Source organism: Streptococcus rifensis (assembly GCF_053203525.1).
Map to the genome: position 1 here is coordinate 173,489 of NZ_JBRUCW010000001.1, position 22,951 is coordinate 196,439.

Genomic DNA, 22,951 nt, shown 5'->3' on the forward strand with positions numbered 1-22,951 from the left:
TTTGTCGGCTGGCGATATGATTTTTTGGGTATTGTGACCACAATGCCTGAGCTCGCAAAGACCGAACAAGAAGAGAGTGAGGTATTTAGGAAGCGTACTGACAATGTGAGGCAGCCTGACATTGTCAGACAAGTATAATGTTGAAAGGATAGTAGGATGGGACAAGAAATTAAGTTGATTCGTAAGCAATTTAGAATCACGAGACAAGAAGAAAAACAGATAAAAGAAATGATGAGGGAACAAAAACTGGATAGTTTCTCAGAATTTCTTCGTCAAAATTTGTTGAAAAAGAATTATCAGGATAGAATTTTTGAAAGTTGGTTCTCCCTTTGGCAATCTCAAAAGTTTGAGCAGATTAGTCGAGATGTGTATGAAGTTTTGATTATTGCAAGAGAAAATCACCAAGTGACTCAAGAACACGTTTCAATCTTATTGAGCTGCGTTCAAGAATTGATAGCGGAAGTCAATCAAGTACAACCACTCAGTCATGAGTTTCGTGAAAAATACATGAGATAGGAGGCTACTATGGTTTATCGATATCGCACTAATCTCAAAAAAGTATTTTTAACAGATTCAGAGTTACATCAATTGAATGAACGAATTGCTAAGAGTCATTGTCAAAATTTTTCAGTCTATGCCAGAAAAGTGTTGCTGAATCCCAATATGTCATTTATCACCATTAACACGGATACCTATGACCAGTTAGTATTTGAATTGAGACGGATTGGAAATAACATTAATCAAATTGCGCGTGCCATCAATCAAAGCCATCTGATTTCTCAGGAACAGTTACAAGAATTGAGTAAGGGAGTTAGTGAGTTGATTACTGGAGTAGGGAAAGAATTTCAAGTGGAAGTGAAAAGACTGAGGGAGTTTCATGGTAGTCACTAAACACTTTGCAACGCACGGAAAAAAATACCGTAGGCGTCTGATTAAGTATATCCTCAATCCCGATAAAACGGACAATTTGAAATTGGTATCTGATTTTGGCATGAGCAATTACTTAGACTTTCCTAGCTATGAAGAAATGGTAGAAATGTACAATGTCAACTTTACCAATAACGACAAGTTGTACGAATCCAGAAATGACCGACAAGAAAAACACCAACAAAATATTCATGCCCATCACCTCATCCAATCATTTTCTCCAGAGGATAATCTGACACCTGAAGAAATTAACCGCATTGGTTATGAGACCATGATGGAATTAACAGGAGGCCGTTTTCGTTTTATCGTGGCAACTCATACAGACAAACATCATGTTCATAATCACATCCTAATCAACGCCATTGATCGTAATTCAGATAAAAAGTTGATATGGAATTATGCCTTGGAACGAAACCTTCGTATGATTTCAGACCGTATTTCTAAAATGGCAGGGGCAAAAATTATCGAGAAGCGTTACTCGTATCGTGACTATCAAAAATATAGGCAGTCTAGTCATAAATTTGAATTAAAGCAACGTCTGTATTTTTTGATGCAACAGTCAAAGTCTTTTGATGATTTTTTAGAAAAAGCAGTGCAGTTACATGTTTATATTGATTTTAGTCAGAAGCATAGTCGATTCATGATGACGGATAGAGCAATGACAAAACCAATTCGAGGACGCCAACTCAGCAAACGAGATTTATATGATAAAGACTTTTTCCGTACACATTTTGCCAAGCAAGAGATTGAAAGTCGATTAGAATTTCTGTTGAACTGTGTTAATTCCTTAGAGGAGCTACTATTAAAAGCAAAAGAATTGAATCTAACCATTGACTTAAAACAAAAAAATGTAACTTTTATACTAGAAGAAGATACTCAAAAGATAAGTTTGGGTCATAAAAAAATAAGTGACAAGAAATTATATGATGTTAATTTTTTTCAAGATTACTTTAAAAATAAGGAGGTCGGTGATTCAGAAGGATTAGAAAATTTACAGGAACAGTACCATGCTTTTCAAGAAGAACGAGATAAGGATAAGGTATCCACTGAAGAGATTGAAGAAGCCTTTGAGACATTTAAGGAAAAACGAGATGCCGTTCATGAATTTGAAGTGGAACTTGCAGGACACCAAATAGAGAAGCTAGCTGATAAGGGTGTCTATATCAAGGTGTCTTTCGGTGTCAAACAGAGCGGTCTTATTTTCATTCCCAACTATCAATTAGATATTCTTGAAGAAGAGAATCAGACAAAATATAAAGTCTATATCCGTGAGACAACCTCATATTTTGTCTATAACAAGGAACATTCGGATAAGAATCAGTATATTAAAGGGCGAACCTTGATTAGACAGCTAACCAACGATAGTCGAGCAATACCATACAGACGACCGACTGTTGAAAGACTTCAAGAAAAGATTACTGAGATTAACCTCTTGATTGAGTTAACAGAGATAGACAAAAAATACCAGGACATCAAAGACGAACTGGTTGTAGAAATAGCAGAGCTAGACATCAAACTGACTCAAACAAATGAAAAAATCGCCACCTTAAACAAGATGGCAGAAGTGCTTATCAATCTAAAGAGTGATGATTCGAATAGTCGAAAATTAGCAAGGTATGACTTTTCAGAACTGAATTTAACAGAATCAACTTCATTAGAACATGTGAGTGAAGAAATATGGAGATTACAAGAGAAATTAGATCGTTATCTCGATGAGTATGAATCATTAGTTAGAAAATTGGAAACATTTGCGAAAATTTTTAATAACAACAAGAATATTTACCAAAAATTTCAAGAAAATGTCTCTGTTGAATAAACAATTTTGTTAATCAATCAGTGAGATATTTTGTGACGTTTGCAATTATTGTCGAATATAAAATAGAATGGTACTTTATCTGCCATGGCTACTAATAATTATCATGTTCTAGAGGTAAATTAATAATAACTTTAAAGAATTGATTCTCTTTACTTTCTACTTTAAAAGTTCCCTCATGAACTTCAATAATTTGTTTTGAGATTTTTAATCCCATACCGTGTCGTCTAATTCCTGAGATGTCAAATTCTTCAATGATTTTATTACTATCATAAATTGATAATAGTTTATCATTTGCTATGCCGATGCCATCATCCTCAATTGTAATTATTAAAAATTCTTTATCTCTGTGTAGACTAATATTCACATTACAGCCCTCAGGATTATGGAGAATAGAGTTATAGATAATATTATGAACTACACGTGAAATTAAGTTTTTTTCAATTGAGATTTTACTATTTTGAAGTTCATCATCAAATTCAAATGAAAAATTTATATTTTCCCAAACTTCTTGATTTATTATTTGTATAATGATCTCCTTGAAGAATGGAATTATTTTGACTGATTCTAATTTCAGAGTGAACTGGCTATTAGTTAATCTGGCAAAAATATTTAAGTCATTTACAGTATTTTGAATATAATAACTCTCATTAAGTATGGAACGTAAACGTCTTAATTGATTTTTATCCACTGTATCAGATCTAATAAGAGAAGCATTTGAAGTAATGACGGAAAGAGGGGTTTTTATATCATGTGCGATACCAGAAATCCAATTTTCTTTAAAAAGTTCACCTTCTTTTAGTTTTTTGTCAGCAATATTTATAGCTTCCGTTAATTGTTTTAGCTCATCTTGAGTTGAAACAGAACCACTTAGCCCTTCTGGTAATTTTTTAATCGCTAAAACTAAAGGAGTAATCTTACGTTGGACTAATCTAGTACTGTAGGTATAAATAATTAATAGATACAGACAATTCATTCCAAGTAGAAAAAAAGCTAAAATAAATAAGCCATGAAGGTCGGATTTTTCATAATAATCGAAAGGAAATCTAAAAACTCTATCTTTTGAAAATCCAAAAACAAGGATCTTATTATTAACAATTTGTACGAATACGGGGTAATCATTTAAATAATAACGTGTAAACTTAGCGACGTCAGCTAGGTTATATTGTGTCGGGACTTCACTTGGCTTTTTATAATCATAGATTTCCTCGCCACTATCAGAGTCTAAAATCATAATCCATACCTCTTTAGAATTAGCTAATTTTTTCCCAAAGTTAGATAATTTGGCAGAATTAGAACTGATATCAAGTTGTTTGACTAGATTATTCACTGTGTCCATCACATTAGTTTGATTTGCTTGACTAAAAACAAAAAATCCTAGAATAAAAACGTTTATTATGGACATGACTATGATTGAAACAATAAAACGTCTAATAAATTGTGTTATTACACGTAGTTTAAACATGTACAAGCTCCTATACCATTAGTTTATAGCCGAGTCCTTTAACAGTAATTAAGTATTGTGGCTTTGAAGGGTTAAGTTCGATTTTTTCTCTGATATTTCTGATATGGACCATTAAAGACTTTTCATATCCAAAACTATCAATGCCCCATACGGTATCACAAATCGCCTCTGTAGATACAATATAGTTTTTATTATCATATAATTTCCGAACGATTTGAATTTCTATTGGGGTTAAAGAAAGTTTTTCATTATTTTTTTCAACAATAGCATTTCCTAAATTAATAATGCAATTATCTAATTTAATAATGTTACTGTCTTCTTTGTACGACCGACGGAGAAGAGAAATTATGCGATAAATGAGAATTTTAGGAAGGAAAGGCTTAGTCACGAAATCATCTCCTCCAGATTGTAACCCTTGAATTTCATCTTCAGGTTCATTTTTTGCTGTTAGAAAAAGAATTGGAATATCAGAATTTTTTCTTACGTATTTTGATAGTAAATATCCTTTCCCATCTGGAAGCATGACATCTAATATAATCAAATCAATAGAATTATTAATAAAAGACTCTATTCCTTCACTGATGCTGTATGCACTATATATTTTTTTGAAACCAGAAACTGATAGTATCTCCCTTATTGAATTGTTTAACGCAATATCATCATCTACAACCAATATTTTTCTAGTTAAAAAAGGCGTTTCTATATCCATAAGCTCTCCTAGTAAAATAATTTGAATTTTCCATATCTATATTTATAGTATATCAAAAATTTCAAGTAAAAAGTAAGTCCACTAAAATCTTTAGGATTTCTTAAAGTGAATTTTAATATTTCTTTATCTTGTACTTATAAAATGTAACTGTAACAAGATAAAGATGCTTGATATTGATTTACTTTAACCGAGGAGAATAGCTATGAAATCAACAAATAATCAAAGTATCGCAGAAATCGCAGCAGTAAATGCACTACAAGAAGTAAGTATGGAGGAACTCGACCAAATTATTGGTGCTGGAAACGGAGTAGTACTTACTCTTACTCACGAATGTAACCTAGCAACTTGGACTAAAAAACTAAAATGTTGTTAATCATTTAAATAGAAAAATTTTACTTAAGCACTCAAGTATTTTTATCTGTTACATATTAAGTCACCACTTGGATATTGTGAACTATGTTGGTAGTGTTATCTTTATAAATGATGAAACAGGTGAGGTCATTAAATCAACTCACGAGGATTTAAAAAAGAATAACTTGGACTACAAGAAATTTATTTGTAATAAAAGTGTCTAGTACTTTAGTGTTGGCATTAACAAAAATTTAAAACGAAAGGTATGGATTATACAATGACAGAAGTAATAAAACTAAAAAAATTGAAGAAAAATTTTAAAGGAGTAGCATCAGTTGATTTAGAAAGACTTACAGTTAGAAAAGGGGAAATTTATGGTTTCCTTGGTCCTAATGGTGCAGGAAAAACTACGACAATGAAGATGATTCTATCATTAATTGAACCTACTTCTGGTTCAATTGAAGTAATGAACGCTCCAATTAACAAATCAAACGATTGCCTAAAATATATAGGGTCAATGATTGAAGAACCTTCATACTATCCAAATTTAACAGGTTATGAAAATCTATTAGTTTTTCAAAAAATGTTAGGTTTTAAAGAAGAGAATATTTTAAAAACACTTGAACTTGTGGGGTTATCAGAAGAAAAAAATAGAAAAAAATTAGTAAAAGCCTACTCTTTGGGTATGAAACAGCGTTTAGCCCTAGCATTTGCTTTAGTAAAAGAACCTCAGATATTATTATTGGATGAACCAACAAATGGATTAGATCCCTCTGGTATTCATGAGATACGTGAATTGATTATTCGTTTGGCTAAAGAGGAAGGACTAACAATTTTCATTTCTAGTCATATTCTATCTGAAATTGAGCAGATTGCTGATAGAGTTGGAATTATAAATCATGGGAGATTAGTATACGAGGGGGAAATTGAAAAAATAAATGCTAATAATTGGGTAGAGATTGAAGGAAAATTTGACATTGAAAAATTAAAAAATCTTTTTGGTGATAGTTTTAGTAATAGAAAAGTAGAATATACTGCAAAACTTATTAAAATCTGGAATGCTAATAACGAGCAAATCGCTAATATAGTCCGTTCCTTGGTTGAACTAGACTTTCCAATTTTTCGTGTAGAACATAGAAAAGAAAATCTCGAAGATATATTTTTAGAATTAACTAAGGAGTTATAAAATGGTTAATGCTTTACAAATAGAATTATTGAAAAGTCGTAGGACAAAATCGTTTATTATTACAATATTCCTCATGTTAATTGGATTCTTGTGGAATACAGTTAGTACTGGTAGTGAAATTAATTCAGTAAGTTATGACGGAGTTAGTGTGCTATTTAATAATCAAACAATGAATAGCTTTTTTCTTCCCATAGCTATTAGTATTTTCACTAGCCGTATAGTTTCTAATGAACTTGAAGGACAGACATTTAAGCTACAGGAATCAAACGGAACTACATTAACTCAAATTTTTTACAGTAAATTAATTTTATCAACTGTTTTCTTTTTGATATTGGCTATTTTAGAAACAGTTGCAACGAATGTATTTGCAATGGTTAACGGAGTAAGTGTCCCTCTAACAATCACTATTCTTCAAATTTTAGGACAACTATTGTCAAGTTTCAGTCTCATTTGCCTTTATTTAACTTTCGCAATGTTTACTGATAAACAAGGCTTATTGTTATCATCAGGTTTTATAGGTGGCTTTATAGGTTTAATATTAGCATCCAAATCTACAATATTGTGGACATTCGCTATACCGTGGGTCGGCTGTTCTTATTTGTCTCCTTACAAATTTACTCTAATAAATAATTCAAGCTATCTTTATAAATTTGACCAATCAATATACTTTAGAGTTTTAATATATCTAATTTATTGTTTACTGTTATATCTTCTTGTAAGAGGTATATTTTTGAAGAAAGAGAGACAAAGAAAATGAGACATTATATTTCAGCTGAATGGAAAAAGCTGAATAAAATTCAGCTTTTAATAATTGGTGTTGTTTTTGTAGCATTATCAAGTTTTATTGGCTTAGGTACCTATTTTGCTAATCAATCAGTTTTAATTGATGGTACACAGGATAAAGTGATGTGGGGACAATTAACTTTCTATTATACGCAAATTCTTAATCCTCCAATGCTCGCAATTTTTATAGCAATATCTTTAATTCAAGAGTTTGAAAGAAAAAATTTGGAAATGTTATATTCAAATGCAGTATCTATCAAAAAGTTACTGATAAGCAAGCTATTTACCGTTACTGCATTAGTCATTCCAATTCAATTCCTCGTACTAATTGTTTATATTGTAGCTTTAAAAGTAGCTAATGTTGAACTCTCTTCTTTTGTCCTATTAACTTTAAAATGGACACTTTTATCTATTTTGAGCTCTTTATCAATTTTATGCATACAAGCGTTTGCCTATGCTAAAACTAGAAGTTTTGGTCAATCAATTGGCATTTCAGCTTTAGGCGCTATGGGCGGGTTCGTCTTATTGTTTTTGAATGAAAACTTAAATAAATTTTACCCATATTCTCAACTTATGATAGCATTGAGAAGTAGAGCCTTAGAAGATTTTTCACTATTAGAACTTACTATTTTTATCTTTGTTAATCTTCTGTTTAGTGTGATTTTTTACAGATTAACATGTTATGAACTAGAAAAAAGAGGATGATGTAATTATGTAACTGCCTTAAATTAGACCAATTAATTGATAAATAAAATTTAGTATCTAATTGTTGTTATCTAACAATATACATGTTGCTCGCATGATAGTTAATGTTAGTCGAAAGAGCATTCCTAGTGCGATAACGTTTTAACCGATATAAGCTTTACTAATTCTCAGTCTTACTATCAGTATAAATAAGAATTGTTTCAGTTTTCTCGCTGTATCAATTACAATAAGGCGTTTTCTACTTCGTGAGTTTATTATTTTCTATTACTTTGCTAAATCGGTTTACGTTTTTTCAATTGCGGTCTAGATATAATTGTTTTGTCATTTAGATTGCCTCTAGTTTTTTGTAGTGTAATCAAGTAGTTATAGGATGTTATGAATATATGTTCTAAAATGAATCAATATTTTATAGTCATTAGTTCGCAATAAATAATAGAGTATCGCATTTTGATTGCGGAATCCTAGCATAGCAAGGTTTGACGTATTTTCAAAGCGATTAAAAATAGGGCGAATGAAATCATTCCCCACTAAAACCCCACCAAGATTTTTTCTTGGTGGGGTTTGTTTTTTAGATTTATTTTAAGTAATGCTAATTCGATTAAAATTATTAGTAATAAATAGTATCATTTAAATTTAAACAATAAAAATATACTTAATTTAAAAGTATTATTGTTAAAGATTTGACATCGATCAAACTTGTTAGAAAATAGAAATAGAATTTTAGAAAACAAAAATCAATAAAAAATTAACGTCCAATCAATTAATTTTATTGTAGAAATAATCGCTTTGCATCAAAAGATATAAAGTGAGTTCATAAGAAATAGAGTTTTTGGAAAAATATTTATTTAATTTAATAAAATAAATAAAATATTTTCTATGTGTTTTGTTGCAAGTATTATATATTAATTAATAAAGAGATTGTAGATAGGATAGTCAGTAAAACGTTCTCTTTGCTCATTGGAAAATTCATTTTCAAATAAATATTCTGCTTGTTCTTTATAATCTAAAATACAATTTGCAGCAAATCTAATTTCTACTGATGTGTGGCTCATTAATGAACGAAGATAATTATTATCTTTTTTTGTTAATTTGTCTAAACGTTTTTTTATTTGTAGTAGATTAAGAATATTATTTTCAGAATTATCTATAGCTAATATCTTTTGAGCAAATTCTAAACAGGATAGCAAGGCATTTTGATCGTGTTTAGAATCAGCATAGTTTAATAATTTTAATAATCCAAGATCCATATTTTCAATTTTATTTCCACTTGACAAATATGATGAAAGATAATCAGAGATGTTAAAATTATCAATAAGTAGTAGCTGCTCTAATTCAACTGTTTCATATTTTGAAAATAACTGTTTATCTTTGTTGATTAGTACCATATCGTAATCACTAAAGTTATATAGTCTATAGCTTTTAGTTCCTTCGTTTTCTGGAATTAAAAATAGTAATACATGTACATTAGCAAATTGAATGACTTGAGTAGGATTATAGTCTACACGATCTAGAGTTACCACTTGTTCATTTACGATACCATCATACAATAATTCAATTGTTCTAGCATCTTTTTGTGACCAACCTGTACTGTCAAGGTCAGTAGAAATTTTAAGTTTGTCTACTAATTCTTTTAAACGTATGTTCGCATTAAACGCTTTTTTCAGAAAATTAAAATCAATTTTAGCTATATTTTCATCACTAAACTCTAGTCTTTTTCTGTTTAAAATAATTCCTTTATTTTTTTGAAGCTCTATAATAAACTCTAATCCATCTAGTCTTTTTGAGAGAATATTTGAAAGTGAGTAATTAAGAGTTAGTGTTACTAAATCAGGTGTTTTTTGTATTTTTATCGAACAGCCATTATGAAAATCTATGGTGAAGTCATTCTTGGTTTCATAAGCAAAAGTTGTCTTATATACACGATCTTGTCCCTGAATTTGAACTAACATTTCTTTTTCTTCAAATATTTTTAAATTAGCAATATCGTCAATGAGAGGTTCAGGTATCCTAGCTCCTTTAGGTTTGTAATAAAGATCTAACTCACCAGATATTGCATAATCAAGAATGTCTAGATAATCCTTGCCAATAAATTTAAACTCTAAGTCTCCGTCAAATGATTCCAAATTTTCAAAGAGAGATTCTTGGCTTCTCCAATCAATATGAGCAAATCCTTTCTGATATTTGCGTTTTTGAATAAAATTAAGAAATACAAAGTTTAACTTATCTTCATTGTTAGGGAGAGGTTTCATATGAATCGAAATATTCTTAATCTTTTTCTTTTTCTTATCGCTGGCTAATAAAACTTTCTTAATGACCTTTGGGGTTAGTGAAGCATAAGTGACGGTAGGGATATCATCTTTTAAATACACTACAAAGTAGAGTACACCACCTTCTGTCAGATAATGCTCCAAATTATTCCTGTTTATTGAGTATCCAACATTTTCTTTATAATATTCATCCTTACCTTTTACTTGAACTGGAATTCTCTCAACTAAATCAATATTTTGCTTTTTTATGTTTTTATAAAAATAGATATGACCGTCCCAGATGGGTTCTCTATCTCCTTCGGAAATTTCTCTGTTAATATGTTTAGATTTTTTTAATGCCAATTTCAAATAATCGACAGCATCTTCTTCAATTTGCTTAGATGATTTAACCATGAATAACCTCTTGAATAAGTAATTTTATACTAACATTATATCAATTTTTGTGAATACTTTTCTATATCATACTTGTTGTTATTATTGTACAAAATGAAAAATCAGATTGTCACAAGTTGCAACTTTATCTAGATGACTATGAGAAGAGTACAAAAAGACTGGAAAAATTTCTAAAAAACTTGAATTTTGATAACGGAGTTGACAAACAGTTTGACGAGGAGATTTCGTTATAGTATAAAGATATTCAAGATTTATTAGAAGCAAGCGCTTAATATTCAGATTTTGACTTAATTGTTCACACCTTAATAAGAAAATAGTAATAATAATTTATCTATGAGTTTTGTTTAAAAAACAAACAAAAAATGTTGAATAATGTTTAAGGAAGAGATATAATAAAATAAAGGAGGCTGTAAAATGAATAAATTTCAACGATTAGAAGAGATTACGAAATTGGTTAACAAAAAAGGGACTGTTCGTATTTCTGAAATTATGGAATCTTTTGGTGTAACAGATATGACCGTTCGTAGAGACTTAATCGAACTGGAAGAACAAGGTTTGCTAAAAAAAATTCATGGTGGAGCAAGAAGTAATTCAGCTTTCCAATACCGAGAGATTTCACATAAAGAAAAACATACATTAAATATAGAAGAAAAACGCCATATTGCTAAATTAGCTGCAAATATCATTGAAGAAGGGGATACTATCTTTTTAGGTCCTGGTACTACGGTTGAGAGTTTTGCAGAAGAAATCAATAATCAACGATTGAGTGTCGTAACAAACTGTTTGCCTGTATTTAATATCTTACTTAAGAAAAAATCAGAGACATTTAAAGTTTTTCTCTTAGGAGGTGAGATGCGGCAGGTCACGGAATCATTTGTAGGAGAAGTGACAAATACAAGTCTAGAAAAAATGCACTTTAGTAAAATGTTTTTTAGTGCAAATGGTAATCGTGAAGATGATGTTATGACTTCAACAGTTGAAGAGGCCTATACCCAACGTTTAGCGATTAGCCGATCGGTTGAACAATATCTTCTGCTAGATAGTTCAAAGATAGGCAAAGAGGATTTTTCAGTCTTTTGCCAACTTTCACAGTTAACAGGTGTTATAACCGATAAAAAAGACGAGGAAAAGGTCAGTCAACTCGCGAAATGGACGGAAATAATTAATTAACAAGGCTTAAATTCTTGCCAGGCATAAATAATGTTAACATTATCGTCTTCGCAGCTAGTTTGGTCATGATTTAAAAGAACATTCTATGATGGATGTTCTTTTTTTTAGAAACAAACAAACAAAAACAAACAAAAAATAAACAAAAAGGGTTGACAAGATGTTTTTTAATGTTTATAATATAATTGTAAATCAAACAAAACAACATTTTTAAACAGGAGAAAACAGATGACAGTTATTATTGGTGCTGATAAAGCAGGCTTAGAATTGAAAGAAATCGTTAAATCTTATTTGGTAGAACTTGGTCATGATGTCCAAGATGTTTCTGCTGAAGGTCGTGATTTTGTTGATACAACACTAGCAGTAGCTAAAGAAGTAACTGCTAACGATGTTAACCTAGGAATTGTAATTGATGCATACGGTGTTGGCTCATTTATGACGGCTACTAAAATTAAAGGCATGATTGCTGCTGAAGTCTCAGATGAACGTTCAGCTTATATGACCCGCGGACACAATAATTCTCGCATTATTACAATGGGGTCTGAAATTGTTGGTCCTGGCGTTGCAAAAAACATTGCTAAAGGATTTGTCGAAGGTGAGTATGACGGTGGTCGTCACCAAATCCGTGTCGACATGCTTAACAAAATGTGCTAATAAAAAATAATATAATCAAGAGGTAAAATAAGATGAAAATTGCTGTTGGCTGTGACCATATTGTAACAAACGATAAAATTGCTGTTGTTGACTACTTGAAGACTCAAGGTTATGAAGTCATTGATTGTGGAACCTATGACAATGTTCGGACTCACTATCCAATTTTTGGAAAAAAAGTGGGTGAAGCTGTTGCGAGTGGTGAAGCAGATTTAGGTGTTTGTATCTGTGGAACTGGCGTTGGAATCAATAATGCTGTAAACAAAGTACCAGGAATTCGTTCAGCTTTGGTTCGTGATATGACCTCTGCAATCTACGCTAAAGAAGAGTTGAATGCTAATGTAATTGGCTTTGGTGGTAAAATCACTGGTGGCTTATTAATGACGGATATTATTGAAGCATTTATCCATGCAGAATATAAACCAACTGAAGAAAACAAAGCGTTGATTGAAAAAATTGCAAAAGTTGAAAGTTTGAATCAAGGACAAGCTGATCCGCATTTCTTCGATGAGTTTTTAGAAAAATGGGATCGCGGAGAATACCACGACTAAGAGGTGAATCATGATTTTAACAGTCACTATGAATCCGTCGGTTGATATTGCTTATCAACTGGATGTCTTTAATCTAGATACGGTTAACCGTGTTGCTGAAACACACAAAACCCCTGGAGGTAAGGGCTTAAATGTTACACGAGTTCTTTCTCAAGTCGGAGATGATGTTCTTGCTACTGGTATATTGGGTGGCAAAATCGGTGAATTTATCCAAAAGGAATTAGATCAAGTTGGTATTGAGCATGATTTTTCACCAATATCAGGAGAAACACGCAACTGTATTGCGGTTTTACATGAAGGTCAGCAAACAGAGATTTTAGAGTCAGGACCAACTATTTCTGATGAGGAAGGTAAAGCATTTTTAGAGCACTTTGAAAGCCTGGTTAAGCAAGTAAGTATTATTTCTATTTCAGGTAGCCTACCGAAGGGCTTGCCAGTGGATTTTTACTCTAAAATGATTGAGATTTGTGAGCGTTATCAGAAGCCTGTGGTGTTAGATTGTTCTGGCCAAGCCTTATTAGAAGTTTTGAAAGGACATGCAAAACCGACAGTAATCAAGCCCAATACAGAAGAATTGTCTCAGCTCTTAAATATGGAAGTTACGGGTGATACTAATGTCTTAAAAGCAGCTCTGGATCAAGATTTATTTGACGGAGTAGAATGGGTGATTGTATCACTAGGTTCGAAGGGTGCTTTTGCCAAACATATTGATTCGTATTATCAGGTGACGATTCCCAAAATAGAAGTAATCAACCCAGTAGGTTCGGGTGATTCAACGGTAGCAGGAATTACATCAGCTCTTTACCATGCAGAATCAGATGAAGAGTTATTGAAAAAAGCCAATTGTTTGGGGATGTTAAATGCCCAGGAAAAACAAACCGGCCATGTTAATATGGCGAACTATTCAGCATTATTTGAACGTATTAAAGTAGAAGAGGTATAATCATGGTATTAACAGAACAAAAACGTCGTTACATGGAAAAATTAAGTGATGAAAATGGTATTATTTCAGCATTAGCATTTGACCAACGTGGTGCTCTAAAACGTTTGATGGCACAACATCAAACTGATGAACCAACAGTTGCTCAAATGGAAGAGCTTAAAGTATTGGTTTCTGAAGAATTGACGCCATTTGCTTCATCTATGCTTTTGGATCCTGAATACGGTTTGCCTGCCACTAAGGTACTTCATAAAGACGCAGGGTTGCTTCTCGCTTATGAAAAAACAGGCTATGACACCACTAGCACGAAACGCTTACCAGATTGCTTGGTTGATTGGTCTGTAAAGCGTTTGAAAGAAGAAGGGGCAGATGCCATTAAATTCTTGCTCTACTATGATGTCGATAGTGATGAAGCGACAAATCGTCAGAAACAAGCTTACATTGAACGTATCGGTTCAGAATGTACAGCTGAAGATATTCCATTTTATCTTGAAATCCTAGCTTATGATGAGAAAATCGCTGATGCTTCAAGTGCAGAATATGCCAAAGTTAAACCACGCAAGGTTATTGAAGCAATGAAAGTCTTTTCAGATGACCGTTTTGGTATTGATGTCTTGAAGGTAGAAGTTCCAGTCAATATGAATTTCGTAGAAGGCTTCGGTCAAGCCGAAGTGGTCTATACTAAGGAAGAAGCTGCTTCTTATTTCAAACAACAGGATGAAGCGACTCACCTTCCATATATCTACCTGAGCGCAGGCGTATCAGCTAAGCTTTTCCAAGACACTTTGGTTTTTGCCAAAGAATCTGGTGCAAACTTTAACGGTGTCCTTTGTGGGCGTGCAACTTGGGCTGGCAGTGTCAAAGACTATATCGAACAAGGTGAAGGAGCTGCTCGTGAGTGGTTACGTACTACTGGATTCCAAAATATTGATGAATTGAACAAGGTCTTGAAAGAAACAGCAACACCTTGGACAAAACGTATTTAAACATTATAACAACATAAAACAAACAAAATTTTAAAAAATGTCATTTTTTTAAACAGAAAGGGTTTACAAACCTCTTGTCCTGTGTTATAATAAGTTCATAAATCGAATACGGGTAGATCGTAACTATTACGAATAGGCGAGACTACAAATGAATGGAAGGTAAGCCTTTGCTGTCTTTAGTTTATTTGTGGTCTCTTTTTCTATCCAATTATAAATCAAGAGGGGGAGGTAATAAATGTATCGTGTTTTACAAGCGCTTAATAATAATGTCGCTTTAGTAAAAGATGAGCATGATCAACAGTTTGTGGTGATGGGACTTGGGATTACTTTTCAGAAACGAAAAGGAGATCTCGTTATTGCTGATAAGATTGAAAAAGTCTTTTCCTTAAAAAGCACAGAATCGCAAGAAAATTTCATGACCTTGCTAAAAGATGTGCCATTAGACTTTATCACTGTCACCTATGATGTGATTGAAACCTTGTCAAGCAAATATTCCTATCCCGTTCAAGAATATCTCTATGTTACCTTAACGGACCATATTCATTGTGCATATAAGGCGGTTCTTGAAGATAATTATCAAGAAAGTAAGTTGCCGAATATTTCACAAGAATACAGCATAGAGTATGTCATTGCAAAAGAAGCTTTGGCGATGTTTCGTCAGAAACTCTTGAACGATTTACCTGATGATGAGATTGGGAGGATAGCCTTACATTTCATTAATGCAAAAGGGGTAACGGCTGTTGAAAAGTCACCTAAAGTAGACTTAACACGATCGGTGTTATCAAAAGTGCAAGAAGAGTTAGAAAGATTAGGAATTAAGCGAACAAAAGAAAATAGTAATTTTTACGATCGCTTAATGATCCACCTAACATACTTCCTTCAATATTTGGATAGAAGTCCAAATGATAATGGGCCTCTCATGGATATGGGGAAACATATTCAGATAGCCTATCCTGAAGCTTATGATGTTGGTGATAAAATTTATCAAATCATAGCCTCAGAAACAGGTGTAGCGATTCATGAAAGTGAAAAGTTTTATATTGTATTACATGTACAACGCTTACTCTAATCACTAAACCAAAAAATTAATAAAGGAGCTTAAAAAATGAATAGAGAAGAAATTACCCTCTTGGGATTTGAAATTGTATCTTATGCTGGTGAAGCACGTTCCAAATTATTAGATGCTTTAAAAACGGCACAAAATGGCGACTTTGAAAAAGCTGAAGAGTTGGTGGAATCTGCTAATTCAAGCATTGTTGAAGCACACCATGCTCAAACAAGTCTACTTCAAAAAGAAGCAGCAGGTGAAGATCTAGCTTTTAGCGTAACTTTGATGCACGGGCAAGATCACTTGATGACAACTCTTCTATTGAAAGATATGATGAAACATATGATCGAACTTTATAAGAGAGGTACAAACTAATGAATAAACTAATTGCTCAAATTGAAAAAGGGAAACCATTTTTCGAGAAAATCTCACGTAATATCTACTTACGTGCTATCCGTGATGGCTTTATTGCCAGCATGCCAGTTATCTTATTCTCAAGTATTTTCCTTCTGATTGCTTTTGTTCCAAACATCTTTGGATTTAATTGGAGTGAAGAAGTAGTTGGGATGTTGATGAAACCTTACAACTACACAATGGGCGTGGTCGCACTTTTGGTTGCTGGAACAACTGCAAAATCATTAACTGATTCTGTAAACCGTGATCTTGAAAGTACAAACCAAATCAACTTCTTGTCGACTATGCTTGCCTCAATCACTGGTTTCTTGATTTTGGCATCAGATGCAATTGAAGGTGGCTTTGCAAGTGGCTTCTTAGGGACTAAAGGTCTTCTTTCAGCATTCATTTCAGCTTTTGTCATTGTCAATATCTACAAAGTCTGTGTAAAAAATAACGTTTCTATTCGTATGCCAGACGAAGTTCCACCGAACATTTCGCAAGTATTCAAAGACTTAATCCCATTCACATTATCAATTGTAACTCTTTATGCTCTTGATATTATTGTTCGTAATACTGTTGGCACAAGCGTTGCTGAAGCGATTGGTACATTACTTGCGCCACTCTTTACAGCAGCTGATGGTTATCTTGGAATCACGATTATTTTTGGTGCCTATGCTCTTTTCTGGTTCGTTGGTATTCATGGGCCATCAATCGTTGAACCTGCTATTGCTGCTATTACTTATGCCAATATTGAAACAAACTTCCAATTACTTCAAGCTGGACAACACGCTGATAAAATCTTGACTTCAGGAACTCAAATGTTTATCGTAACGATGGGTGGTACAGGTGCAACTCTTGTGGTGCCATTCATGTTCATGTGGTTGACAAAATCAAAACGTAACCAAGCAATCGGTCGTGCATCAGTTGTTCCAACCTTCTTCGGTGTTAATGAGCCAATCTTATTTGGTGCACCTCTTGTTTTGAACCCAATCTTCTTTATTCCATTTGTTTTTGCTCCAATTGCAAACGTATGGATCTTCAAATTCTTCGTTGATGTTCTTGGTATGAACAGCTTTAGTGTGAACTTGCCATGGACAACACCTGGTCCTCTAGGTATTATCATGGGTACTGGTTTTGGTCTTTGGTCATTTGTTCTTGCTTTGACTTTGATTGTTGTTGACGTACTTATTTACTACCCATTCTTGAAGGTCTATGACCAACAAATTTTGGAAGAAGAACGTTCAGGTAAATCATCTGATAGTTTGAAAGAAAAAGTTGCTGCTAACTTCAACACAGCAAAAGCAGACGCTATTCTTGAAAATGCTGGCGTTACTAAAGAAATTAAAGAACAAACAAACGTTCTCGTCCTTTGTGCAGGTGGCGGCACAAGTGGTCTTCTAGCGAATGCCTTGAACAAGGCTGCTAAAGAATACGGAGCTCCTGTAACAGCTGCGGCTGGTAGTTATGGTGCTCACCGTGAAATTTTACCTCAATATCAATTAGTTATCTTGGCGCCTCAAGTGGCATCTAACTATGAAGATATGAAATTAGAAACTGACAAACTCGGTATTAAGTTAGCTAAAACTGAGGGTGCACAATATATCGGATTGACCCGTGATGGTCAAGGTGCTTTGGACTTTGTAACACAACAAATCGAAGGCTAATGCTATACATGTAAGGGAATAGTGAGATTAACGGAGTAGCTTATCCGAGAATAATCTGCTCTTCCCTTTCTTTTTTTCATTAGAAAGAGGAATTGAAATGACTAAAACATTACCAAAAGACTTTATTTTCGGTGGAGCAACAGCAGCTTACCAGGCAGAAGGAGCAACTAAAACAGATGGTAAAGGCCCGGTTGCATGGGATAAATATTTAGAAGACAATTATTGGTACACAGCAGAACCTGCAAGTGATTTTTATAATCGTTATCCTGTCGACTTAAAGCTGGCTGAAGAATACGGTGTCAATGGAATCCGTATTTCGATTGCTTGGTCTCGTGTATTCCCTACTGGATATGGTGAGGTCAATCGCAAAGGAGTTGAGTACTATCATAATTTATTTGCAGAATGTCATAAGCGTGGTGTAGAACCATTCGTTACCTTGCATCATTTTGATACACCAGAAGCCTTGCATTCAAACGGTGATTTTTTAAATCGTGACAATATTGACCATTTTGTTGCCTATGCTGCCTTCTGTTTCGATGAGTTTCCGGAAGTGAACTACTGGACTACCTTCAATGAAATTGGACCTATCGGTGACGGGCAATACTTAGTTGGTAAGTTCCCTCCAGGTATCCAATATGATTTGTCAAAAGTTTTTCAATCTCATCATAATATGATGGTTTCCCATGCACGTGCAGTTAAGCTTTATAAAGATAAAGGTTACAAAGGAGAAATCGGTGTCGTTCATGCTCTACCAACCAAATACCCTTATGATCCAGCTAATCCAGATGACGTGCGAGCTGCAGAATTAGAAGATATTATTCACAACAAATTTATCTTGGATGCGACTTACCTTGGCCGTTATTCTGAGAAAACAATGGAAGGCGTTCAGCACATTTTAGCAGCAAATGGAGGGGAATTAGATCTTCGTGAAGAAGACTTTGCCATCCTCGAAGCGGCTAAAGATTTGAATGATTTCCTTGGAATTAACTACTACATGAGTGATTGGATGCAAGCTTTTGACGGTGAGACTGAAATCATTCATAACGGTAAAGGGGAAAAAGGAAGTTCAAAATACCAAATTAAAGGTGTTGGTAGAAGAGAAGCACCAGTGAATGTTCCGAAAACAGATTGGGATTGGATTATTTATCCTCAAGGTCTATATGATCAAATTATGCGGGTAAAAACAGACTATCCTAATTATAAAAAGATTTACATTACTGAAAATGGTCTTGGTTATAAGGATGAATTTGTAGACGGAACAGTTTATGATGATGGTCGTATTGACTACGTGAAAAAACATTTGGAAGTGATTTCTGATGCGATTTCAGATGGTGCTAACGTTAAAGGATACTTTATCTGGTCTCTGATGGATGTCTTCTCATGGTCAAATGGATATGAGAAACGTTACGGTCTCTTCTATGTTGATTTTGAGACACAAGAACGTTATCCTAAAAAATCAGCGCATTGGTACAAGAAAGTTGCTGAAACTCAAGTCATTGATTAGTCCTTACTATGAAAGTGTGTACCTATGTTTAAAACATTAAAAAGAGTGGCAGACGGTGTTTTAACTTCTGCCTATGAAAAAGTTTATATTGTTAATTTTGAAAAATGTCCCTATATTCCATACATAGATCAAGATGTTTTAAAATCTTTAGGGAAATGGTATGTCTCTACTGGAGGAGAATGGATTTGTCATTCAGATTTAGAATTAGATGAATTCAAAATATTGTTTAACAATCTCTTAGAAGATTCTTTAAAAGGGAATGTTAGATATGAAATGGACTATATGCCTTTTCAGCAATCATAGAGTATAATTGGGGAATCAACTAATGAAATTAAAAAATGACGAATTAACGGTTGAATTTAAACCAGAGGGAGCTACTATCAGTTCGATTAAAGATCGAGATGGTGTGGAATATCTTTGGCAAGGCAATCCAGAGTACTGGGGTGGTCAGGCACCAGTTCTCTTTCCTATCTGTGGTAGTCTAAGAAATGATGAAGCCACTTTTAAGGTTGGTGAAAAAACAATTTCTGGATCCATGCCTCGCCATGGGATTGTCAGAAAACGCACTTTTGATTTAGTAAAACATACCGAAAATGAGATACAGTTTCGTATTTTATCTGACGACGAGATGTTAAAGCAATACCCATTTCCATTTGAACTCCAACTAACCTACCGCTTGGATGGTAAGAAGTTGGAAACAGAATATGCAGTTCGATATTTAGGTGAGTTAGATGCGATGCCATTCTTTATTGGAGGCCATCCAGGATTTAATTGTCCATTATTAGAGGATGAAGCATTTGATGACTATTACCTAGAATTCGAATTGGAAGAAGATTGCACGATTCCAGAAAGTTTCCCAGATACGGGACTTCTTGATTTTTCCAAACGTCAACCAATGCTATCTAAAACAAGAATTTTAGACTTGAATTATGAACTGTTTCAACATGATGCGTTGACGTTTGATAACCTTAAATCTCGGAAGGTTACTTTGAAATCCAAAAACCATCAAAAAGGATTAAAAGTATCATTCGAAGATTTTCCTTTCTTAGTTGTTTGGACAACAACCAACAAAGGGCCATTTATTGCTCTGGAACCGTGGAGTGGCTTATCTACCTCTTTGACAGAAACGGACAACTTTATTGATAAAACCCATGTCACTTATGTTGAAAAAGGCGAAGTATCTCGCAAAGCATTTACAATTGAAATTTGTTAATGAATTTGGCAATTAGCTTAATAATATTTACTTTAATATTTTTACTTATATCATGAAATTATGATTTATTGATTTAAAATTTATCAATACACTTCAGTAATATTAAGGTAATATATCAGCTGTCATATTATGACAATTTCCAAGTTTTCTTCTAAAAGTATTCTATACTTTTCCTAGGAGAAAGCTATATGTACCAACGTATAAGGGACTTGAGAGAAGACAATGACTTCACTCAGAAATTTGTAGCTGAAAAACTATCGTTCTCTTCCACAAATTATGCAAAGATTGAGAGAGGTGAGGTAGTTCTTACAGCTGAAATACTTATAAAACTCTCTGCACTCTATAACGTTAGTACGGATTATATTCTTGGACTATCAGATTGTCCTCAAAGAATTAAACAAAAAATAAAATAGTCTCTCCTTGATTTGTTCATTGACAATTGAATAAACCGAGGTGGGACTTTCTTATTTGTCGAGCAATTTAGTGAGATACGCCGTGATAGGAGCGAAAATTATTAGCTATAAAATAGAGTGGTTCTCTATCTGCCATGACCACAAATAAGGATAATGATACTTCTGAACGTTCAGGCTGCCAACGTAAAAGGACAGCGGGTGAGATGCCCATGAATGATTTAACCAATCATACCCACGGAGGAAGTAATTTTTTGACAGGAGTGGAGATATGAAAACAGTAACATATAAAAACTTGATGAATATTGGTTTTCCGGAACATACGGCAAGAAATATCATTAAAGAAGCAAAAAGAATAGCAGTAAAAAAGTTTGAAGAAGCTCGCAAAGTTGACCATAATGCGGTACAATTAAGTAAATCGCCCTTTGACAATAGAAGACTTGGTATTGCTCCTAAAGATATTGTAGAAGAGTTAATCGGAATTTCACTCTCTGAAGAAAGTTTAGAAAGTGAGAATTAAAGATGACTACAAAAAATCAAAAAAAATACAAAGGTGTTTATTGTGATAAGAATGGTAAAATATTTTATCAAGCTGATCTTGGTGTTGACCCTGTAACAGGTAAACGAGTTCAAAAGAAAGCTAGAAAAAATCAGTATGGTAAGCCATTTAGTACAATGAAAGAAGCGTATGATGAACTGGTCCGAATTAGGTATGAGTTTAATAATAATCTTAGTATTGAAAATTACAATATAACATTTGAAAGTTACATGAATAGCATTTATCTAAGAGCCTATAAGCAAAAGGTTCAAGCTGTAACTTATAAAACTGCTTTGCCACATCACAAGTTATTTATTCAGTATTTTGGCTCCAAACCTTTAAAAGGGATAACAGCTAGAGATTGTGAATCTTTTAGATTACATATCATTGAACATTACTCTGAAAACTACGCGAAGAATTTATGGTCACGATTTAAGGCATGCATGGGTTATGCTGAGAGATTAGGATATATTTCAACTATGCCTTGTAAGGCGTTAGATAATCCTAGAGGCAAGCACCCTGATACACCATTTTGGACTTATATTGAGTTTCAGAGCTTTATTAAATCATTTGATTTACAAGATTATGAAGAATTACAGAGGTTTACAACTATTTGGTTATATTATATGACAGGTGTTCGTGTGAGTGAAGGTTTATCGTTATGGTGGGAAGATGTCGATTTCGAACACAAATTCTTGAAGGTTCATACAACCTTGGAAAAGGATGAAAATGGAAATTGGTATCGCAAAGACCAAACCAAAACACCAGCAGGAGAGCGCCTAGTTGAATTAGATGATGTGACAATATCAGTATTGGAAAACTGGCGAAAAAATCAAGTTTCCAATCAAGATACAGATTACATCATTTCACGATTTGGTGAACCGTTTTGTAAATCAACAATCTGTCGAATTATCAAGAGAAAAGCTCAAGAAGTTGGAGTACCGGTGATAACAGGAAAAGGTTTGAGACATAGCCATGCTTCCTATCTTATAAATGTTTTGCAGAAGGACATTTTATATGTAGCAAGACGAATGGGACATGCTGATAAATCTACAACTTTGAATACATATAGTCACTGGTTTAACGCATTAGATAAAACAGTATCAGAAGAAATCACTCAAAATGTAATTAGTGCAGGACTAGATTCCATTTTATGCCAAAATTCCTGCCAAACTCTGAGTAAAGGCTAAAAAGCCTATTATATCGCCAACAGAGTAACTTGTGTTATTGTTACTCTTAAATAATAGAGTATCGCAATTTGATTGCGGAATCCTAGCATAGCAA

At 33.4% G+C, this 22,951-nt stretch carries 24 protein-coding genes; 21 read left to right on the forward strand and 3 right to left on the reverse strand.

The genetic code is table 11. From position 1 onward, the window contains the following. The first annotated feature begins 156 nt into the window (after positions 1–156). Genes ACVRYP_RS00800 through ACVRYP_RS00810 form a run of 3 tightly spaced genes read left to right on the forward strand, consistent with a single transcriptional unit; the run spans position 157 to position 2,743 of the window. Entirely contained in the window at positions 157–516 is a 360-nt protein-coding gene (locus ACVRYP_RS00800; RefSeq protein ID WP_000529541.1) for an SAG1252 family conjugative relaxosome accessory protein, read from the forward strand. Between the two features lie 9 nt (positions 517–525). Next, positions 526–891: a plasmid mobilization relaxosome protein MobC gene (gene mobC / locus ACVRYP_RS00805; RefSeq protein WP_307122169.1), complete on the forward strand. Its 366-nt coding sequence runs from the start codon at positions 526–528 to the stop codon at positions 889–891. Beyond that, the gene (locus tag ACVRYP_RS00810; protein ID WP_307122170.1) at positions 878–2,743 is read left to right on the forward strand and encodes an SAG1250 family conjugative relaxase; all 1,866 of its coding nucleotides are present in this window, start codon (positions 878–880) and stop codon (positions 2,741–2,743) included. The genes mobC and ACVRYP_RS00810 overlap by 14 nt, the downstream gene beginning before the upstream one ends. A 91-nt stretch (positions 2,744–2,834) precedes the next feature. Here ACVRYP_RS00810 and ACVRYP_RS00815 read toward each other — a convergent pair whose 3' ends face one another. Together ACVRYP_RS00815 and ACVRYP_RS00820 are read right to left on the reverse strand one after the other, a co-directional pair. After that, complete coding sequence (locus tag ACVRYP_RS00815; protein WP_307122171.1) at positions 2,835–4,205, reverse strand: sensor histidine kinase; 1,371 nt, start codon at positions 4,203–4,205, stop codon at positions 2,835–2,837. Between the two features lie 10 nt (positions 4,206–4,215). Next, positions 4,216–4,914 (reverse strand): response regulator transcription factor, encoded by a 699-nt coding sequence (locus ACVRYP_RS00820; RefSeq protein ID WP_024380728.1) that lies wholly within the window; start codon positions 4,912–4,914, stop codon positions 4,216–4,218. Positions 4,915–5,116: 202 nt separating this feature from the next. Between ACVRYP_RS00820 and ACVRYP_RS00825 the strand changes: the two genes are divergently transcribed. From ACVRYP_RS00825 to ACVRYP_RS00840, 4 genes are all read left to right on the forward strand, one after another. Next, positions 5,117–5,287, forward strand: coding sequence for a lacticin 481 family lantibiotic (locus tag ACVRYP_RS00825; protein WP_050572218.1), 171 nt, complete (start codon positions 5,117–5,119; stop codon positions 5,285–5,287). A gap of 255 nt (positions 5,288–5,542) precedes the next feature. Then, positions 5,543–6,451, forward strand: coding sequence for an ABC transporter ATP-binding protein (locus ACVRYP_RS00830; RefSeq protein ID WP_307122172.1), 909 nt, complete (start codon positions 5,543–5,545; stop codon positions 6,449–6,451). Between the two features lies 1 nt (position 6,452). After that, positions 6,453–7,208: an ABC transporter permease gene (locus tag ACVRYP_RS00835; RefSeq protein WP_307122173.1), complete on the forward strand. Its 756-nt coding sequence runs from the start codon at positions 6,453–6,455 to the stop codon at positions 7,206–7,208. After that, positions 7,205–7,939 (forward strand): ABC transporter permease, encoded by a 735-nt coding sequence (locus tag ACVRYP_RS00840; RefSeq protein ID WP_307122174.1) that lies wholly within the window; start codon positions 7,205–7,207, stop codon positions 7,937–7,939. Before ACVRYP_RS00835 ends, ACVRYP_RS00840 begins: the two co-directional genes overlap by 4 nt. 902 nt (positions 7,940–8,841) lie before the next feature. Here ACVRYP_RS00840 and ACVRYP_RS00845 read toward each other — a convergent pair. Next, positions 8,842–10,599 carry a DUF4365 domain-containing protein gene (locus ACVRYP_RS00845; protein WP_307122175.1) on the reverse strand — a complete coding sequence of 586 codons (1,758 nt, stop codon included), beginning with the start codon at positions 10,597–10,599 and terminating at the stop codon, positions 8,842–8,844. A 414-nt stretch (positions 10,600–11,013) separates the two neighbouring features. Between ACVRYP_RS00845 and ACVRYP_RS00850 the strand changes: the two genes are divergently transcribed. The 14 genes from ACVRYP_RS00850 (at position 11,014) to ACVRYP_RS00915 (ending at position 22,857) form a co-directional block, all read left to right on the forward strand. Continuing rightward, positions 11,014–11,769: a DeoR/GlpR family DNA-binding transcription regulator gene (locus ACVRYP_RS00850; RefSeq protein ID WP_307122176.1), complete on the forward strand. Its 756-nt coding sequence runs from the start codon at positions 11,014–11,016 to the stop codon at positions 11,767–11,769. Between the two features lie 225 nt (positions 11,770–11,994). After that, a complete protein-coding gene (lacA, locus tag ACVRYP_RS00855) occupies positions 11,995–12,420 on the forward strand; it encodes a galactose-6-phosphate isomerase subunit LacA (RefSeq protein ID WP_000215993.1) in 426 nt (141 codons plus the stop codon). Between the two features lie 32 nt (positions 12,421–12,452). Continuing rightward, positions 12,453–12,968 carry a galactose-6-phosphate isomerase subunit LacB gene (gene lacB / locus ACVRYP_RS00860; RefSeq protein WP_050196751.1) on the forward strand — a complete coding sequence of 172 codons (516 nt, stop codon included), beginning with the start codon at positions 12,453–12,455 and terminating at the stop codon, positions 12,966–12,968. A gap of 10 nt (positions 12,969–12,978) precedes the next feature. Next, positions 12,979–13,911, forward strand: a complete 933-nt coding sequence (lacC, locus tag ACVRYP_RS00865) for a tagatose-6-phosphate kinase (protein ID WP_307122177.1) — start codon at positions 12,979–12,981, stop codon at positions 13,909–13,911. 2 nt (positions 13,912–13,913) lie between these two features. Further along, positions 13,914–14,894: a tagatose-bisphosphate aldolase gene (gene lacD / locus ACVRYP_RS00870; RefSeq protein ID WP_307122178.1), complete on the forward strand. Its 981-nt coding sequence runs from the start codon at positions 13,914–13,916 to the stop codon at positions 14,892–14,894. Between the two features lie 235 nt (positions 14,895–15,129). After that, positions 15,130–15,963, forward strand: coding sequence for a PRD domain-containing protein (locus ACVRYP_RS00875; protein ID WP_037592259.1), 834 nt, complete (start codon positions 15,130–15,132; stop codon positions 15,961–15,963). 36 nt (positions 15,964–15,999) lie between these two features. After that, complete coding sequence (locus tag ACVRYP_RS00880) at positions 16,000–16,317, forward strand: PTS lactose/cellobiose transporter subunit IIA (protein ID WP_447466899.1); 318 nt, start codon at positions 16,000–16,002, stop codon at positions 16,315–16,317. Then, a complete protein-coding gene (locus tag ACVRYP_RS00885; protein ID WP_046391246.1) occupies positions 16,317–18,002 on the forward strand; it encodes a lactose-specific PTS transporter subunit EIIC in 1,686 nt (561 codons plus the stop codon). Before ACVRYP_RS00880 ends, ACVRYP_RS00885 begins: the two co-directional genes overlap by 1 nt. Before the next feature lie 97 nt (positions 18,003–18,099). Beyond that, entirely contained in the window at positions 18,100–19,506 is a 1,407-nt protein-coding gene (lacG, locus tag ACVRYP_RS00890) for a 6-phospho-beta-galactosidase (RefSeq protein ID WP_447466900.1), read from the forward strand. Positions 19,507–19,530: 24 nt separating this feature from the next. Further along, entirely contained in the window at positions 19,531–19,809 is a 279-nt protein-coding gene (locus ACVRYP_RS00895; RefSeq protein WP_307122180.1) for a DUF3884 family protein, read from the forward strand. Between the two features lie 22 nt (positions 19,810–19,831). Continuing rightward, entirely contained in the window at positions 19,832–20,719 is an 888-nt protein-coding gene (locus ACVRYP_RS00900) for an aldose 1-epimerase family protein (protein ID WP_447466901.1), read from the forward strand. Positions 20,720–20,907: 188 nt separating this feature from the next. Beyond that, entirely contained in the window at positions 20,908–21,132 is a 225-nt protein-coding gene (locus ACVRYP_RS00905; RefSeq protein ID WP_000284847.1) for a helix-turn-helix domain-containing protein, read from the forward strand. 268 nt (positions 21,133–21,400) lie between these two features. Then, positions 21,401–21,649: a DUF3173 family protein gene (locus ACVRYP_RS00910; protein WP_000860227.1), complete on the forward strand. Its 249-nt coding sequence runs from the start codon at positions 21,401–21,403 to the stop codon at positions 21,647–21,649. Positions 21,650–21,651: 2 nt separating this feature from the next. Continuing rightward, entirely contained in the window at positions 21,652–22,857 is a 1,206-nt protein-coding gene (locus tag ACVRYP_RS00915) for a tyrosine-type recombinase/integrase (protein WP_307122183.1), read from the forward strand. Positions 22,858–22,951 lie beyond the last annotated feature (94 nt).

Bases quoted from the DNA above. Each gene is read 5' to 3' on its own strand.
- ACVRYP_RS00835 (WP_307122173.1), top strand. From the start codon at position 6,453: ATGGTTAATGCTTTACAAATAGAATTATTGAAAAGTCGTAGGACAAAA.
- ACVRYP_RS00800 (WP_000529541.1), top strand. From the start codon at position 157: ATGGGACAAGAAATTAAGTTGATTCGTAAGCAATTTAGAATCACGAGA.
- lacC (WP_307122177.1), top strand. From the start codon at position 12,979: ATGATTTTAACAGTCACTATGAATCCGTCGGTTGATATTGCTTATCAA.
- mobC (WP_307122169.1), top strand. From the start codon at position 526: ATGGTTTATCGATATCGCACTAATCTCAAAAAAGTATTTTTAACAGAT.
- ACVRYP_RS00895 (WP_307122180.1), top strand. From the start codon at position 19,531: ATGTTTAAAACATTAAAAAGAGTGGCAGACGGTGTTTTAACTTCTGCC.
- lacA (WP_000215993.1), top strand. From the start codon at position 11,995: ATGACAGTTATTATTGGTGCTGATAAAGCAGGCTTAGAATTGAAAGAA.
- ACVRYP_RS00905 (WP_000284847.1), top strand. From the start codon at position 20,908: ATGTACCAACGTATAAGGGACTTGAGAGAAGACAATGACTTCACTCAG.
- ACVRYP_RS00825 (WP_050572218.1), top strand. From the start codon at position 5,117: ATGAAATCAACAAATAATCAAAGTATCGCAGAAATCGCAGCAGTAAAT.
- lacB (WP_050196751.1), top strand. From the start codon at position 12,453: ATGAAAATTGCTGTTGGCTGTGACCATATTGTAACAAACGATAAAATT.
- ACVRYP_RS00910 (WP_000860227.1), top strand. From the start codon at position 21,401: ATGAAAACAGTAACATATAAAAACTTGATGAATATTGGTTTTCCGGAA.
- ACVRYP_RS00830 (WP_307122172.1), top strand. From the start codon at position 5,543: ATGACAGAAGTAATAAAACTAAAAAAATTGAAGAAAAATTTTAAAGGA.
- ACVRYP_RS00815 (WP_307122171.1), bottom strand. From the start codon at position 4,205: ATGTTTAAACTACGTGTAATAACACAATTTATTAGACGTTTTATTGTT.
- ACVRYP_RS00840 (WP_307122174.1), top strand. From the start codon at position 7,205: ATGAGACATTATATTTCAGCTGAATGGAAAAAGCTGAATAAAATTCAG.
- lacG (WP_447466900.1), top strand. From the start codon at position 18,100: ATGACTAAAACATTACCAAAAGACTTTATTTTCGGTGGAGCAACAGCA.
- ACVRYP_RS00875 (WP_037592259.1), top strand. From the start codon at position 15,130: ATGTATCGTGTTTTACAAGCGCTTAATAATAATGTCGCTTTAGTAAAA.
- ACVRYP_RS00880 (WP_447466899.1), top strand. From the start codon at position 16,000: ATGAATAGAGAAGAAATTACCCTCTTGGGATTTGAAATTGTATCTTAT.
- ACVRYP_RS00810 (WP_307122170.1), top strand. From the start codon at position 878: ATGGTAGTCACTAAACACTTTGCAACGCACGGAAAAAAATACCGTAGG.
- ACVRYP_RS00850 (WP_307122176.1), top strand. From the start codon at position 11,014: ATGAATAAATTTCAACGATTAGAAGAGATTACGAAATTGGTTAACAAA.
- lacD (WP_307122178.1), top strand. From the start codon at position 13,914: ATGGTATTAACAGAACAAAAACGTCGTTACATGGAAAAATTAAGTGAT.
- ACVRYP_RS00885 (WP_046391246.1), top strand. From the start codon at position 16,317: ATGAATAAACTAATTGCTCAAATTGAAAAAGGGAAACCATTTTTCGAG.
- ACVRYP_RS00915 (WP_307122183.1), top strand. From the start codon at position 21,652: ATGACTACAAAAAATCAAAAAAAATACAAAGGTGTTTATTGTGATAAG.
- ACVRYP_RS00820 (WP_024380728.1), bottom strand. From the start codon at position 4,914: ATGGATATAGAAACGCCTTTTTTAACTAGAAAAATATTGGTTGTAGAT.
- ACVRYP_RS00900 (WP_447466901.1), top strand. From the start codon at position 19,832: ATGAAATTAAAAAATGACGAATTAACGGTTGAATTTAAACCAGAGGGA.
- ACVRYP_RS00845 (WP_307122175.1), bottom strand. From the start codon at position 10,599: ATGGTTAAATCATCTAAGCAAATTGAAGAAGATGCTGTCGATTATTTG.